Annotated in this window: 12 protein-coding genes; 9 read left to right on the top strand and 3 right to left on the bottom strand. The window is 52.4% G+C overall.

The genetic code is table 11. The features are described from left to right. Positions 1-4: 4 nt before the first annotated feature. Together AABA21_RS18645 and AABA21_RS18640 are read right to left on the bottom strand one after the other, a co-directional pair. Positions 5-1306, bottom strand: a complete 1302-nt coding sequence (locus AABA21_RS18645; RefSeq protein ID WP_338252817.1) for a nucleotide sugar dehydrogenase — start codon at positions 1304-1306, stop codon at positions 5-7. A 199-nt stretch (positions 1307-1505) separates the two neighbouring features. Beyond that, positions 1506-2942 (bottom strand): tyrosine-protein kinase domain-containing protein, encoded by a 1437-nt coding sequence (locus AABA21_RS18640; protein ID WP_338252815.1) that lies wholly within the window; start codon positions 2940-2942, stop codon positions 1506-1508. 768 nt (positions 2943-3710) lie between these two features. On the opposite strand from AABA21_RS18640, the gene AABA21_RS18635 reads away from it, so the two are divergent. From AABA21_RS18635 to AABA21_RS18595, 9 genes are all read left to right on the top strand, one after another. Next, positions 3711-5372 (top strand): N,N-dimethylformamidase beta subunit family domain-containing protein, encoded by a 1662-nt coding sequence (locus tag AABA21_RS18635; RefSeq protein WP_338252813.1) that lies wholly within the window; start codon positions 3711-3713, stop codon positions 5370-5372. 106 nt (positions 5373-5478) lie between these two features. Continuing rightward, positions 5479-6522 carry a polysaccharide deacetylase family protein gene (locus AABA21_RS18630; RefSeq protein ID WP_338252811.1) on the top strand — a complete coding sequence of 348 codons (1044 nt, stop codon included), beginning with the start codon at positions 5479-5481 and terminating at the stop codon, positions 6520-6522. A gap of 77 nt (positions 6523-6599) precedes the next feature. After that, complete coding sequence (locus tag AABA21_RS18625; protein ID WP_338252809.1) at positions 6600-7877, top strand: carboxylate--amine ligase; 1278 nt, start codon at positions 6600-6602, stop codon at positions 7875-7877. After that, the gene (locus tag AABA21_RS18620; protein ID WP_338252806.1) at positions 7874-9112 is read left to right on the top strand and encodes an NAD(P)-binding domain-containing protein; all 1239 of its coding nucleotides are present in this window, start codon (positions 7874-7876) and stop codon (positions 9110-9112) included. The genes AABA21_RS18625 and AABA21_RS18620 overlap by 4 nt, the downstream gene beginning before the upstream one ends. A 59-nt stretch (positions 9113-9171) precedes the next feature. Continuing rightward, complete coding sequence (locus tag AABA21_RS18615) at positions 9172-10224, top strand: polysaccharide deacetylase family protein (protein ID WP_338252804.1); 1053 nt, start codon at positions 9172-9174, stop codon at positions 10222-10224. A 25-nt stretch (positions 10225-10249) separates the two neighbouring features. Then, positions 10250-11503, top strand: a complete 1254-nt coding sequence (locus AABA21_RS18610) for a carboxylate--amine ligase (RefSeq protein ID WP_338252802.1) — start codon at positions 10250-10252, stop codon at positions 11501-11503. Between the two features lie 21 nt (positions 11504-11524). Then, the gene (locus tag AABA21_RS18605) at positions 11525-12751 is read left to right on the top strand and encodes an NAD(P)-binding domain-containing protein (RefSeq protein WP_338252800.1); all 1227 of its coding nucleotides are present in this window, start codon (positions 11525-11527) and stop codon (positions 12749-12751) included. A gap of 96 nt (positions 12752-12847) precedes the next feature. Then, positions 12848-13909 carry a polysaccharide deacetylase family protein gene (locus AABA21_RS18600; protein WP_338252798.1) on the top strand — a complete coding sequence of 354 codons (1062 nt, stop codon included), beginning with the start codon at positions 12848-12850 and terminating at the stop codon, positions 13907-13909. Continuing rightward, complete coding sequence (locus AABA21_RS18595; protein ID WP_338252796.1) at positions 13909-14505, top strand: acyltransferase; 597 nt, start codon at positions 13909-13911, stop codon at positions 14503-14505. The genes AABA21_RS18600 and AABA21_RS18595 overlap by 1 nt, the downstream gene beginning before the upstream one ends. 93 nt (positions 14506-14598) lie before the next feature. Here the strand turns inward: AABA21_RS18595 and AABA21_RS18590 are convergent, their stop codons facing one another. Next, entirely contained in the window at positions 14599-15534 is a 936-nt protein-coding gene (locus tag AABA21_RS18590) for an MBL fold metallo-hydrolase (RefSeq protein WP_338252794.1), read from the bottom strand. Positions 15535-15539: the final 5 nt, after the last annotated feature.

The following is a 15539-nucleotide window of genomic DNA, read 5'->3' as shown; positions in this document are numbered from 1 at the left end:
GGGTCTAAAGTCTGAATATTTTGGCGTCTTGAAATCCTCTGGTCATATTGCGTGTATCAACGATAGAGCGCGCCTCCTCAACGATAGATGCGATATCATAGTAGTCATGATCGGTTACCAGCACAATGCAGTCCGCAGCCTGCAGCAGACCGCTACTTACGGGCTGAGAATGCAGAGTTCGGCCTTGAAGCGTCAGAGAGGGGACATAGTTATCGTTGTAGAGCACCACTGCTTTATGGGAGATTAACTCCTGGATGATATCCAGGGCAGGTGACTCACGCACATCGCTGACATTGCGTTTGTAGGCCACGCCCAGTACTAGGACGGTTGCGCCATTAAGGCTACGACGCTGCTCGTTGAGGGCGGACATCACTTTATTGACCACATAGTGTGGCATACTACTGTTGACCTCGGCGGCCAGCTCGATGAAGCGCGCGTTATAGTCCAGCGTCTTGAGCTTCCATGACAGATAGTGCGGATCGACTGGGATACAGTGGCCGCCCAGGCCAGGACCCGGCTGGAAGCGCATAAAGCCAAACGGCTTGGTGGCAGCTGCATCGATGACTTCCCATGCGTTGATGTTAAGCTTCTCACACATGATGGCGATCTCGTTGACCAGGCCGATATTGACGGCGCGGAATGTATTCTCAAGCAGCTTCGTCATCTCGGCGACACGGGCCGAGCTTACCGGCACGATCTGTTCGATCGCTGCCCCATAGTAGGCCTGCGCCAGCTCGGTGCAGGAGGGCGTGATGCCACCGACCACCTTGGGGGTATTTTTGGTGCCGAACTTAGGATTGCCCGGGTCGATGCGCTCGGGCGAGAAAGCCAGGAAGAAGTCTTCTCCAACCTTTAAGCCGGAGTTCTCCAGTTCCGGAAGCAGCACCTCATCCGTTGTGCCGGGATAGGTTGTGCTTTCCAGGATAATCAACTGCCCCTGGTGAAGATGGGCACGTACCTGCTGGGTGGCTGAAATAATATAGGAGACATCTGGCTCTCGTGTTTTGCGCAGCGGTGTTGGAACGCAGATACTGATGGCATCGATCTCATCGAGGGCGCCAAAATCAGTGGTGAAGCGGAGCGTATCTCCCGCAACCAGACGCTGCAGATCTTCGCTTTCAATATCTGAAATATAGCTTTGCCCTTCATTGGCCAGATCAACCTTTTTCTGATCAACATCAATGCCTGTCACCTGGAAACCAGCTTCGGCAAACGTCACAGCCAGCGGCAGACCCACATACCCAAGCCCAATTATTGCAACACGTAGCGAACGAGAGGAGATCTTCTCCAGGAGTTGATTTTTCATTAACTTTTTTTTCCTTTTAGATGCTCAAACATTTTTTTAAAGCACAGAAATTCGCAATAACAGATTGACGTATATATACTGTATGTTACTTTTTATGGCCGACATGGTAAGCTGGCCAATTGCTTGACCAGCCACCACATCAGATTGGACGCTGCTGTCGCTTTTGCGCTACCCACCTGCTCATTAGCATCCTCGTTCATTAACGCTTATTATTCGTAGAAGGCAGGATCGCGGTATTCGTAGCATCGATAGCGTGATTGATGACGGGCGTATTGGGCGGCATCGCCATCGCAATATCAGCACGTGGGCGCGATTGGATATTGCTCAGATAATCATGCACCTCACCATATTCGGGCCAGTAGCTTTTATTGAGCGCCACACCCAGGATGCGTGTACCTGTTCGGGCAAGCGCTTGCTTGGCCCGTATCATTGCTTTGCGTGGTGTGCGTGAGGCATCAACGACCATAATCGTTACCTGCATATACGCCGCCATAATTTGAGCATCGGCAATTGGGAGCAGGGGTGGTGTATCAAAAATGATATAGTCAAATTTTTGCGAATTGCGGAAATGATTGAAGAGCTGGCTGGCGAGTTGAGACTGCAGGAGCTCAGATGGATTGGATGGGAGCACGCCGGCGGTCAAAACGCGCAGTGAAGGGATCTCCGTTGGCTGCCCGTCCAGCTCGGATTCGACCTGGTTCCACATTCCTAAGAAAGCGTTTGAGAGCCCTTTCTGGTTGTTCACCTGAAAGTGCTGGTCCAGCACAGGATGGCGCAGATCGGCATCGACCAGCAGCACTCGTTTCCCCGACATCGCCAGGAACGAAGCCATATTGGCGGCGATCGTGCTCTTCCCTTCGCCGGCCATTGGACTGGTAACCATGACCAGTTTAAAGGGACGGATCATCTGGGCCATGTTCAGGTTGGCGCACAGAATGCGGCAGCCCTCGGCCAGCTCAGGGGTATCCTCTGCATTGCGCGAGCGCTGTTTGCGCGAAAGCTCAGGAATGATCGTCAGCGCATCGATCCCCAACAATTTATTGACCTCTTCTGGCGCGGTGAGCCGATCATCTATCCATTCGAATATAACGATGATAGCCAGAGCCAGACCCAGGCCGACCAGTGCTCCAATCAGCGAGTCCTGCGAAGGGCGGGGCCGAACCGGATCCGTTGGGACGACCGGATCGATCGTGTTAAAGTTGGCCTGGCTAGCCAGGTGCGAGGTGGCATAAGCGGTGAAGCTTTGCGCGACCTCTTTGGAGAGGGTGGCTGCCAGCTGTGGATTGCTACTATCGACCAGGATATCGATAATAGGGCTGTTGGTGGCTGACTGTGTCTTGACCATACCGGTCAGCTGTTTCAGTTCCATATTGTGTTTGGCGGCCACTGGAGCGAGAACATTGGGATTGGTAACCAACTGACTATAGGTTGATTGCTGAGCAATAGCCGCTAGCGTACTATCGTTTTGTGATGTACCCGCCAGGGTAATCAGGATGCGTGTCTGTGCTTCGTAGACGGGTTGCATCAGCAATTTGGTGACGACATAGGTCGTACCACCACAAATAACCATACCGAGTATGATGACCCATGCCCAACGTTTTGCGAGTAGTATATAGCGACTGAGCGTACTCCGCATTGAAATACCGTCCTTACCAGGTTTTAGTCATACATATTATGACGATGTCAGACTTCCATAAAAATGTCTATTTACGCAGTACTAATGAATAAGCTTGCCTATAGTATAGCAACAACATAATATTGTTTTTACTAATCTTCTTCATTATGAGAGTACTCTCTATGAGATTACTCTCTATAGATGAGAATCAGGTTGTTGCTTGTGTTGAGAAGGCGTTGAAAATAGTACACCTTTGTTGAGATACTGCACCCTTCGGGATTTACGTTTTGCTCCTCCTATTTTTAGGGATGAGATGTAATAAAGCTCCCTGTGACCTGTGTTATTGTCAGTGGTAAAGGGTTGAATCTGAAAAACGTTACCATAACAAGCCGTCAATATATATTAACGACATTCAATGGCATTTATTTCGACATATCATACTTTTTACCTAAATTTCATACATTGCATAGTATAGTAGATAACAGTAAGATAATGTAGCCATAAGGAAAATATTCCTACCCTTGAATCTTTTTCTTATAGCTATGGACTTTCGGCCCGGAGAAAACATCTCATGAATTTCTCTACGCTTTTAGATGATGTTTCACTGATTCTCTACCACTATAAACATCTCTTTTTCACACCTGTTATGGTATTTTTGTCAGGGGTAGGGGTAGTATTCGTTGCTCCATTATTTTCTGATGCTATATTCTAGTGGAGAATAATCTCTTGTGTTGTATTCTTGTAAAGAAATATGCATATGTTTGAACCAATGAATGCGGAGGATCCTGCATGAAGTTTAAGTCCGTCGTTACTATCGTCACTATCTTTATTATCGCAGGAGCTCTGATCAGCTTTTATTTCTTGTCACCATCGTTATCGCTTGGCTCGGGCAATCAAGCAGTTGTGCTCAATGGGAATGATAATAATGTTTCTGCGGGATCTGATAATGCTATAACACGTGAAAATGCTTTAACTGGTACTACTTCGTGGAAGATTCCAACTGGCAGCGAATCTACTACCCAGATTCAGGGATATGTGAGCACGACTTCGGTTAAACCGGGGAAATCACTGACGTTCTATATCAGCACCCAGGTGGCTCAGACCTCATATCGCATCGATGTTTTTCGGCTGGGATGGTACAGTGGTCTGGGTGGACGCCTGATGAACTCGATCCCCAATCTATCTGGACAGGCCCAGGGATACTATGACGCCACTGGTAAACATCTTGTCAACTGCACCAGTTGCACGATAACGAAGGATACTGGCCTGATTGAGACGCACTGGAAGCCATCGTATACGTTGCAGGTCCCAACTGATTGGATCACAGGTATCTATCTGGCAAAGTTTACCGATATCAATGGCAAGCAATCCTACGCCCCCTTTGACGTACTGGGATCTACAACCTCGCCATATATCGCCGTGACGCCTGATACGACCTACGCGGCCTACAACGATTGGGGTGGTTCTGGTCTTTATGATGCCGATGATCTGTTCCAGGGCACATCGGTGTCCAATCGCGCCGTCAAGGTGTCTCTTGATAAGCCCTACGATGTCGAAAATGGCGCCAGCCAGGTGCTGGTCTTTATTGTGCAGACCGTACGGTGGATGGAGCAGCACAATTACGATGTTTCGTACGCGAGCGACCTCGACCTGCAGGGAACCCCCCACCTGTTAGATGGGCATAAAGCTTACATCTCACTGGGGCACGATGAATATTGGACAAAGAGCATGCGCGCAACCGTAGAGAAGGCGCGCAACGACGGGATCGGTTTAGCCTTTATGGGCGCCAATGCTATCTACTGGCAGATGCGTTTCGAGCCTGATTCTGCCGGTGTTGTCGACCGCACCATCGTCTCGTATAAGGTCCAGACCGCCAATCAGGACCTGGCGCGTGATCCAATGTACGGCAAAGATAATTCTGTTGTAACCGCTATGTGGCGCGATCCGGTGGTGGGACGGCCTGAAAATGCCGTCGTAGGGGTTTTATTCTCCAACTTGACCCATGATCAGAATGGCTTCCCCTGGCGTGTCGCACCCCAGGCGGCTTCGTTGCCTTTGCTTAAAGATACCAACTTGCAGCCGAACCAGTCATACGGCTGTGGCGTCGTGGGGTATGAATGGGACCGGGCTCATACAAGCCCTAATGGCACACCAGACAATCCATCGTATAGTAGTACCACTCCAAAGGATCTGCATATTATCAGCGCATCACCCACAGTCAGTAGCGAAACCAAGCAGCCCGATGTAAGCAATTCCGCGTATTATATTGCGCCCTCTGGCGCCCTGGTCTTTGCCACCGGGTCAATATACTGGGAGACAACTCTGGACAGCTATCGGGCACATGACGATTCAAAATGTGGAGACAAAAGCACTGCCGTGCCAGAGATGCAGGCTTTGATGAAGAATGTGATGGCGGCACTGATTGTAAAGCATAATCCCAATAGCTTCTAAGCATGAGGTGGCCTGCTTCGACAATGACGTGAAGCCATTTGCTGTGAAGTTGGTAAGGAATGTATCCATTCTATTCTGCAATGGACTGTGAGGGGAAAAAACTTTTATGCGTAAAGCAGTACGCCTGATAGTCGCAGCTTTCTTTTACTATAGTGGCCTGGTACGGTTTAGCCGCTGGCGCATGCGCCAGCGGGGGCCGCGCTTGTTAATCTTAAATTACCATCGTGCCAGCCTGGGCGATATCCGGCGACATATGCTCTATTTAAAACGCCACTATCGGATTTTGCACCTGGAGGAGGCTCTGGAGGAGCTCTATGCCCCACAGCCGCCTGCCAAAAAGTCGGGCCGGCAACCCACTCCCCTTGTGATCACGTTTGATGATGGCTATCACGATAACTATACCCACGCTTTTAAAGCGGCCGTTGAGTTACATGTGCCCATTACCATTTTTCTGATTCCTGGCTATATCGATAGTGGGGAATACTTCTGGTGGGGTGAAGGTGAACGCCTGGTTAAGCGGAGCAGCCTCACCGAGTTCACCCTTGATGGGCAGATCTATCATTTACAGCAACCCGCGTCACGGCAGGCTTTGTCACAGGCCATTGACGCGCGCCTGCGTGGCGCTCGTTCGGTAGCAGAACGGGAACAATTTTTAACGCGGGTGAAACAAGATTTAGCATTAGTACCAGATACTTGTGATGGAAAGGTAAAAGATGTTAATATTCCTCTGTCGTGGGGAGAAGCACTGAAAATGCAGGAAAGTGGTTTTGTTTCCTTTGGGGCTCACACCATGAACCATCCTGTGCTGTCCCGCTTATCAGATCCATCTGACGTGCGCTACGAGATCGCCACCTGCCGCCAGGTGTTGCAGGAGCGGTTGGGCAGATCGGTGCGAACTTTTGCCTATCCTATTGGCCGTACCGAACACATTGGACCGGAGGCCCTCAAGGCAGTGCGCGAGGCGGGATATAGTTGGGCTGTAACAACCACAAAAGGGGTAGCGACACCACAGAGTGATCCGTATCGTCTGGAGCGTGTTCTGGTAGAGGTGCGACGCCACTGGCTCTTAATCGCTGCTGAAACCTCGGGTATCTGGAGTATTTTTGCTCCTCTATGGAAACCTTTTACCAAAAGTAAGGGAAATATATAAATACATTATATATAGCTGTTTTCAGTTTGAGGTGTTGCGTGTTAGGTCATTCATCTGAAGTAGATAACACTGGCGCTATGCGATCTGTTCTCAATGAGCAAGCTGACCCTGGTGTTGAAAGCCATCCAAAAATGTACGACGCTGTCGTGCTGGACGCGGCCTTACGCCAGTCTTTGGTGTCGATTCGCTCATTGGGAAAACAGGGATTGAAGGTGGCGGCGTTGGAGGCGGAGAACCGTGTGCCGGCCTTTGCTTCGCGCTGGTGTCGGCAAGGCATCGTCTGCCCCAACGCAGCTGGCACCGATGGCTATCTTGCCTTCCTGGAACAATGGCTGGCGCATAGTGGTGCTCGCGTCGTCATCGCGTCTTCTGATAGCACGGTGGCCCTCTTGCGTCAGCATCGAGAGCGCCTGGAAAAGCATGTTAAAATCGCGCTGGCACGCGATCCCGCGTTGGGGATTGCTATCAATAAGGAAGCGACCCTGGATGCCGCCAGCCAACTGGGGCTCGCTATTCCGCGTGGCGTGACGATCAGCGCGCTGGATGAAGTACCGGCGGCCCTCAAAGAGATTGGCCTGCCAGCCGTTCTCAAGCCGGTTGAGTCCTGGTTGTGGGATGAGCAGCAGGGAGGTGGAGTCCGCTTTGCTTCTCGTCTGGTCGCTACGGAAGATGAAGCGCGGCGTGCCGTGGAAGAATTGACGCACCTGGGTGGTACTATTCTGTTCCAACAGTTCTTAACCGGTCGGCGCGAGGCCATCAGCATTATGTATGCCAACCGCGAGGTGCATGCCAGTTTTGCCCAGTGGGCCAGGCGTACTGAGCCTCAACTGGGTGGAACATCGGTCCTGCGCCAGAGTATCGCCGTCCCATCGGATATCGGCGCCCAGTCTGAACGGTTGATCCGTGAAATTGACCTTGAGGGCTATGCGGAAGTCGAATTCCGGCGCGACCAGGCGGGTGTTCCTTACCTTATGGAGATCAATCCTCGTTTATCTGCTTCAGTTGAAATTGCCGTCCGCTCTGGCGTTGACTTTCCCTATCTGCTCTACCAATGGGCAAATGGTGACAAGATCGATACCGTTCGTTCTTATCGCGTTGGGAACTGGATGCGTTATCTCAAGGGCGATATTATGACGACGATCGAGGCTCTGCAGAAACGGGGGCGTCCCGGAATAACGCCGCCGATCCAGGCGGTACGCGATTTTACTTTTTCTTTCTTTCAACCTATGCATTATGACTATATCGATTGGAATGATTTGACCCCTGCTATAAAAGCATCAACGGAGTTTACGTTCGAGTGGGTAGGAGGGGCTATTGCCAAAAGGTTGTCACGCATCAAAAGGAGTTCTTCATGAGTGTTGTATCAGACTTAAAAGAATCTCAACAGTTGACGCCGGTCGCGCAATACGATGTGATTGTTGTCGGGGCCGGCCCTTATGGACTTACGACGGCAGCTCATTTGCTCGCTAAAGGGTTAAATGTCGCGGTCTTTGGTAAGCCAATGGAATTGTGGGCCAGGCATATGCCTCCAGGTATGTATCTGCGCTCTCATTGGTGGGCGACCAGCCTTTCTGATCCACAAAAAAAGTATACCTTCGCGCGTTACTTAAAGATGAGGAATATAAAAAATCCTTACCCGGTTCCAATACAACTCTTCCTGGATTACGCGCTCTGGTTTCAGAAGAATGCGGTACCCAATGTCGATGAGACCTATGTCACTTCGGTCACGCGGCAAAATGAGCGCTTTATCGTTACGCTGGCAGATGGACGTGTGGTGCAGGCGACGTCGGTAGTAATGGCGATTGGCGTATATTACTTCGGTCGCTGGCCACAGGAGTTCAGGAATTTTTCAAAAGACCTGGTTTCGCACGCCTTCGACAATGGTGATTTTAATGGCTTCAAAGGCAAACATCTCATGGTGGTGGGTGGCGGACAGAGCGCGGTAGAGTATTCGGCGCTGCTGCTTGAGGAAGGTAAGGCTGCCGATGTTCACCTGGTGGTGCGCAGGGCGATTAACTGGTTGCCGCGCGATCGCCACGATGAGCGTACACTGTGGGAAAAGATCCAGGCACCCTCGGCCGGTATCGCTCCGGGTTGGGAGAACTGGGTGTTGGAATATATGCCATACCTGTTCTATCGTTTCGCCCAGGATCGCAAAGACCGCTTTATTAACTCGAACTACCAGGCCGCGGCTTCCCACTGGTTACGTGAACGGGTACTGGGCGAAGGCAAGGTTAAAGTCCATGAGCATACCACCATCAAAGAGCTCAAAGAGCGTGACGGAAAACTGGATGTATTGCTTTCGGATGGGCAGCAACTGCAGATTGATCATCTGCTGTTGAGCACTGGCTATGAAGTTAAAATGAAGAATCTTTCGATGATCGATCCATCCTTGCTATCACAGATCAAGGAAGATCAGCAGATTCCTGTTCTGAGCCACTGGTTTGAAAGCAGCGTACCGGGATTATTCTTTATCGGCCTTAGCTCTGTACGCGCCTTTGGTCCATTGTATCGTTTCGTTGTGGGGGCGAAAGCTGCTGGAAAACGAGCGGCTGCCGGCGCTGCCCGCTACGTAGCCCAACATAAATAGGTGCGCAGCGTGAAACACATTTGCTGTCGGAAGCATCGAGGGGATGAGGGGGGATTACTATGTACGAACGCATGCGCGTAGTGATTGCAGCAATGTTTTACTATCTGGGTATTACGTACCTGGCTTTGCGGATCAATGAGCGGCTTGATCGACGAGTGATTATTCTGAACTACCATAATGCGGACCATGACCTGCAGGCTCACATGCGTTACCTGCAGCGCCACTATCACATCGTTCATTTAGAGGAGGCTCTGGAAGAGCTTTTTACCGGAAGTGCCAGCGGAACCAGAAAGAATGTGGCCGGCAAACGCGATCACCGTCGCCAGCTCGTTCTGACCTTTGATGATGGTTATATCGATAACTACGTCGAAGGGTTCCGGCTGGCCCGGCTCTACCAGGTGCCGATAACGATTTTTTTGATCCCAGGCTATATCGACAGCGGCCGCTATTTCTGGTGGTTAGCGGCCAGCAAGCTGGTCGATCTACTCAAAAGTGAGCAGGTGACGTTTGATGGTCTCACCTATCGCCTGACGGTGCCGCACGAACGTCAGGAATTCATTGATCTCATCGATGGGCGTGCGCGGCACACGAGGTCAATCGCCGAGCGGGAACAATTCCTTTCGGAGGTACAACTGGCTTTGCAGGTTGCGCTGCCATGTCGCGAAATCACTACCAGTGATATGGATCTGCCTATGACCTGGGAACAGATTCGCGAGATGGAAGACAGTGGACTGGTCTCTTTCGGCGCCCATACGGTCAATCATCCGATCCTGGCCTATCTATCAGATCCGGCGGAAGTCTTGTACGAAGTTCAGGCTTCTCGCCAGATGCTTGAAGAGAAGCTGGGCCATCCGGTGCGGGTGTTTGCCTATCCGGTTGGAAAGATGCAGCACATCGGTGAGCGAGGCATTGAGGCTGTGAAGACAGCTGGCTTTACCTGGGCGGTGACGACGCTGGAAACGCTCAATACCAGCGAGTCAAATCCCTATTTGCTGGGCCGTATGCCCGGTGATACCGAAGTGAACTGGATGGTGATGGCGGCAGAACTTGTTGGACTGCTGGGCATCGTATCTCGAATTAGGAAAAAGTATGCCAGACTCTTTAAAAAATAATGGTGTGGAAGGTGGGGCGGCGTCTATGCTTCAGCCACAGGATGCACTGGACCGCGTGGCGCGTTCGCCAGCGTATGACGCATTGATATTGGATGCGAATTTGCGTCAATCGCTGGTAGCGGTGCGTTCATTGGGAAAACGGGGGATGCATGTCGCCGCCCTGGAGACGATGTCGCCGTCTTCCCGGAAGGCGCGCTCTATCCCTGCATTCGCGTCTCGCTGGTGTGAACACGCCTACGTAGCACCGTCTTATGAGCAACAGTCGGATTCCTATCTGGCCTATCTACAGCAGGTGCTGGCCTATACGGGCGCTCGTGTATTGTTGACCTCTTCGGATGGCACACTGGCGGTTATTCGCGAACATCGGGATGAGATCGAAAAATATACACGTGTCGCCCTGGCTAAAGAGCCTGCCCTGGAGGCGGCTATCAATAAGGATCTGACCCTATCGATCGCTGGAAAGCTGGGCCTGGGTATTCCCAGGGGCGTCACGGTCTCTTCCACCAGCGAGGTCAAGGAGGCTATACGTGAGATTGGCTTGCCGGCCGTGGTCAAGCCGATCGAAACCTGGCTATGGGGAGAGCAACAAGGGGTGCGCCTGATCTGTGAGCTGGTGACCACGCAAGATGAGGCGTATCAGGCGGTTGAAAAGCTCACTCAGGGTGGTGGCAGTACACTGTTCCAGCAGTTCCTGACTGGCCGCCGGGAAGCGGTCAGCCTGCTGTATGGGCAGGGCACCGTCTATGCGCGTTTCGCGCAGTGGGCGAAGCGTACCCAGCCACCACTGGGAGGAACCTCGGTCTTGCGACAGAGCATCGCTATTCCTGAAGATATCGGCCAGCAGTCCGAGCGACTGGTGCGCGAGATCGAACTGGAGGGCTACTCTGAAGTAGAGTTCCGCCGTGACGAAGCCGGAAAGCCCTACCTGATGGAGATTAACCCCCGGTTATCGGCCTCCGTCGAAGTAGCGGTACGTTCAGGCATCGATTTCCCCTACCTGCTCTACCAATGGGCTGCCGGAGAAGCGATCAAGCCGATTGAGGGTTATCAAACCGGTGGCTGGATGCGTTTTCTGGAAGGCGATATCGTGACGACGGCCGAGGCCCTGGCCCAGCGTGGACGACCAGGTGTACCATCACCGGCCCAGACTCTTTTTCAATTCTGTTCTAGTTTTTTTATGCCTGCTGGTTATGATTATGTTGATTTGAAGGATCTAAAACCTGTTTGGAGCGCGGCCAAAGATTTCTCTTCTCGTTCTGTACGTAAATTGAGCAAATAGCTTACCTGGGAGGAACTTATCGTGAGTGTCTCTTTAAACCCTAAAAAGAATCAAGCATCTACACCTTCTACCCAATATGATGTCGTAGTGATGGGCGCCGGCCCTTATGGTCTCTCTCTTTCCGCCCACTTATTAGGCCATGGACTCAAAGTAGCGACCTTTGGCAAAGTAAACTATTTCTGGCGCAATCATATGCCCGATGGCATGCTGCTGCGTTCCTTCTGGTGGGCTTCCAGCCTGTCAGATCCCCAGGGGAAATATGCCATTGCCCGCTACTATGAGGCGCAGGGCAAAACCCCTGCTGATCCGATGCCACGTGAAACGTTCCTTGATTATGTCAACTGGTTCCAGAAGCATGCGGTACCCAATGTTGATGAGACCTACATCAGCAATATCGAGCATGTTGATGACCACTATCGCGTCACGCTGGAGGATGGGCGCGTGGTGACGAGTAAAGCGGTGGCCATGGCTCCTGGGCTTCATTACTACATCTATTCTCCTGAAGAGTACGCTCACATGCCTAAACACCTGGTTTCGCACCAGTCCGAGCACGCGACGCTTGAGCAATTCAAAGGCCAGCGGGTCGCGGTCATTGGTGGTGGACAGGGTTCTCTGGAGACGGCCGCTCTCTTGAATGAGCTGGGTGCGAAGGTCTCGGTATTCGTGCGTCGTACCGTGCGCTGGCTGAATTTGCATAACTCGATATATCCCATGTGGGCCCGTCACCTGCGTGCGCCAAAGGCAGGCATGGGCTATGGCTGGTCCAACCTGTTTCAGGAGAAGTATCCTTACTCCCTGCACGGTGCTTCCCGCGCTCGTCGCGATAACATCGTTGACAATACGCATGGGCCAGCCGGATCGCACTGGCTGAAGCCGCGCATCATTGGACAGGTTGATCTGCGCGAGAATACCTCAATCACAAAGATCGAGGAAGTGGATGGCAAAGTAAAGCTGACCCTGGCCAATGGCAAAGAAGAGCTCTACGACCATGTGATCCTTGGTACCGGTTATCGTCCGGACGTGAAGGGGCTGCCGATGCTGGATGAGAACATCAAGGATGCGTTGCAGACCCATCGCGGCTCACCAGTGCTGAACAGCCACTTTGAGACCAGCGTACCGGGTCTCTACTTTGTCGGCTTCTCGTCCGCGCGTAGCTTCGGTCCCTTCTATCGCTTTGTGGTGGGCGCTGATGCCGCGGCCCGCCGTGCTTCTGGCGCTATCGCTAAACAGGTTGTGCGCTCGCGCTAAACCTCCTCTATCCAGATACTGGCATGAGCTATCTCACCTGTACAGTGCGGAGATAGCTCATGTGTGGTTGATGGGAGTCGTGCAAAGGGAGTCAGGATGGGTCGACGAATTTTAATTATGCTGGCGGGCTTCTTCTATTATAGCGGCCTGGTAGCCATGGCGCGCCGTTTCCATCAGCGCGCGGGACGGCGGGTGGCGATACTCACGTATCATACGTCAAAGGGCGGTAACTTTCTACAGCACCTGCTGTATCTACGCCGCCATTATCGTATCATGCCATTGGAAGCCGCGCTGGAAGAGCTCTATACTGGAAAGAAAGATCCCCAATATCAAAATGATCGGCGCACACCACTCGTCATTAGCCTGGATGACGGCTATACCGATAATTATACCTATGCGATGAGCGTGGCGCGCGATTACTGTATTCCTCTCACTATTTATCTTGTTCCCGATTATATCGAAAGCCATCAGCGCTTCTGGTGGTTCGAAGGTCAGAGCATGGCGCGCCGGGCGCGCACCAGCGAGGTTACCCTGGATAAGAAGCACTTTAATTTGCAGCAGGAGCGGCCCGCCCTGGCTCAATTTATCGATGACCATGCGCGTTTCGCCACCTCGGTCGCTGAGCGCGAGACCTTTCTGGCTGAAGCCAGGGCTGTACTGGATGTATCGCCCATGCCAGATAAGCAGGACCGTGATGAAGACCGGCTTCCGGTTACCTGGGAGCAGGTCCGGGAGATGGACGAGAGTGGCTGGATCACGCTTGGAGCCCATACCATGCATCATCCCATCCTTTCGTATATCGCTGATCCGGCTGAGGCGCGCTACGAAGTCACCGAGTGCCGTCGGGTGCTGGAGGAGAAGCTCGGGCACCCTGTACGCAGCTTCGCTTATCCTATCGGGCAGGCCCAGCACATTGGCGATGCCGTTGTACAGGCGGTCAGGGATGCTGGCTATGACTGGGCCGTGACCACGACCTATGGTATCAACACGCCCGAGAGCGATCCATATCGTCTATGTCGTATCGAAGCCGATATTGATCAGCACTGGCTGGTGATAGCAGCCGAGGCAGCAGGGTTGTGGGGGTTTATTTCCCGCCTGCGCTGGATGCCTTTTATCCGTAACAACTTTACCAATGCTCGTCGCGTCAAAGGAAGATAATGCAAGCTACATCATTTTATGTTCATCCACAGGCTGAAGTAGAGGAGGGAGCCCGGGTTGGCGCTGGCACGCGTATCTGGCGCCAGGCACACGTACGCTCTCAGGCTCGCATCGGCGAACAATGCAATATTGGCAAGGGCGTCTATGTCGAGTCCCATGTCTCTATTGGATCGCGCGTCAAAATACAGAATCACGTCTCCCTCTTCGAGGGAGTCACCGTCGAGGATGGTGTCTTTATTGGTCCACACGTGTGCTTCACCAACGATATGTTTCCACGGGCGATCACGCCCGATGGACAATTGAAGAGCGCTGATGATTGGGAAGTAACGCCGACGCTGGTCAAATATGGAGCCTCTTTGGGCGCTGGCTCAGTGATCGTCTGTGGCGTCACGATTGGGGAGTTTGCATTGATCGGAGCAGGCTCTGTAGTCACCAGGGATGTGCCGCCGCATACACTTGTCTTTGGCAATCCCGCTCGCCCCCACGGCCATGTATGCCGTTGCGCGCGCCGCCTGGCAGATGTCCACGCGGTAGAGGATGGCAAGCTTTCCGGCTGGTGCGAAACCTGCGGCACTACCTGCGTTTTCTCCAGCTAGCAGGATTTCGTTATAGTGCAGCAAGGGTACGCAGCGTGCCCTTGCTGCTACACACCTATAAAAAAAGTTGGAGGGCGCATTTGCGCCCTCCATTTAGAATCTTTCAGGATGTTTTTTCCGCCAGTAGCGGATATACCCCTGAGCAGTCATGGGATAATTAGTGGCCAGGTCGTAGCGCTTCATAACCTCATCATTAGCCCCTTTGCGTTTGAGCTCGGGCATCGTTTTATCCATGAGGACCTGAATGATCTCATCCTCATTCTTTCCGGCCTGCATGGCTTCCAGAACGATATCACCCCAGGCGAAGAGTTGCGCACGCAACCTTTCCAGGTGAGGGATCGTGTCGCGTACCGGCCCGAAATGCGCCAGGTAGAGCACATCCGGTCGCAGCTTTTTGAGCAGATCGATAGTTGCTGACCAGGCTTCGATATCTACATCAGGGGGTGGTGTTGGTGGGCGCACATAATCGATGCCGGGCAGGTGTACACCTGCGGCATCCCCGGCGAACAGTTCTCCAGCATGTACATCATAGAAAACGACATGGTGGCTGGCGTGTCCGGGTGTATAGTGCACCTCCAGCCGGCGACCAGCGATATTCAATACATCTCCACCATCGATGGTCTGTATATTCTCCGCCGGCACCGCTTCAACCTTTCCCCAGAGCTCCTGCATACGCTCCTTATAGACCCGGCTGGCGCTGGTAATCAGTTTGGCCGGATCTTGCAGGTGTGGTGCCGCCTTACTATATACAAGGACTTTGGCATCAGGCATGTGGTGCAGCAATGTGCCCACGCCCCCCGAATGGTCCAGATGAATGTGGGTCACGAGGATATGGGTAATCGCCTGTGGATTAAAATCTGCCTCCTTCAAAGAGGCCAGCAGAGCTTCAATCGTTGTTTCTGGACCGGGATCGATGAGGGCGACCTCATCCTCCCCGGCCAGGACATATGTCCCAATGACCTCGGACTCTCCTTGAAAAGGCAGGGAGATATGCCAGAGACCTGGACTGTATTTACTAACGGTTGCCAAGAGCT

The sequence above is a fragment of the Dictyobacter halimunensis genome (assembly GCF_036245075.1).
The sequence above is the reverse complement of the archived record's forward strand: the minus strand, read 5'-3'. Positions and strand labels throughout refer to the sequence as shown.

Excerpts from the sequence above, each read along its gene's own strand:
- AABA21_RS18635 (WP_338252813.1), top strand. The coding sequence starts at position 3,711 with ATGAAGTTTAAGTCCGTCGTTACTATCGTCACTATCTTTATTATCGCA.
- AABA21_RS18645 (WP_338252817.1), bottom strand. The coding sequence starts at position 1,306 with ATGAAAAATCAACTCCTGGAGAAGATCTCCTCTCGTTCGCTACGTGTT.
- AABA21_RS18615 (WP_338252804.1), top strand. The coding sequence starts at position 9,172 with ATGTACGAACGCATGCGCGTAGTGATTGCAGCAATGTTTTACTATCTG.
- AABA21_RS18595 (WP_338252796.1), top strand. The coding sequence starts at position 13,909 with ATGCAAGCTACATCATTTTATGTTCATCCACAGGCTGAAGTAGAGGAG.
- AABA21_RS18600 (WP_338252798.1), top strand. The coding sequence starts at position 12,848 with ATGGGTCGACGAATTTTAATTATGCTGGCGGGCTTCTTCTATTATAGC.
- AABA21_RS18625 (WP_338252809.1), top strand. The coding sequence starts at position 6,600 with ATGCGATCTGTTCTCAATGAGCAAGCTGACCCTGGTGTTGAAAGCCAT.
- AABA21_RS18620 (WP_338252806.1), top strand. The coding sequence starts at position 7,874 with ATGAGTGTTGTATCAGACTTAAAAGAATCTCAACAGTTGACGCCGGTC.
- AABA21_RS18640 (WP_338252815.1), bottom strand. The coding sequence starts at position 2,942 with ATGCGGAGTACGCTCAGTCGCTATATACTACTCGCAAAACGTTGGGCA.
- AABA21_RS18630 (WP_338252811.1), top strand. The coding sequence starts at position 5,479 with ATGCGTAAAGCAGTACGCCTGATAGTCGCAGCTTTCTTTTACTATAGT.
- AABA21_RS18610 (WP_338252802.1), top strand. The coding sequence starts at position 10,250 with ATGCTTCAGCCACAGGATGCACTGGACCGCGTGGCGCGTTCGCCAGCG.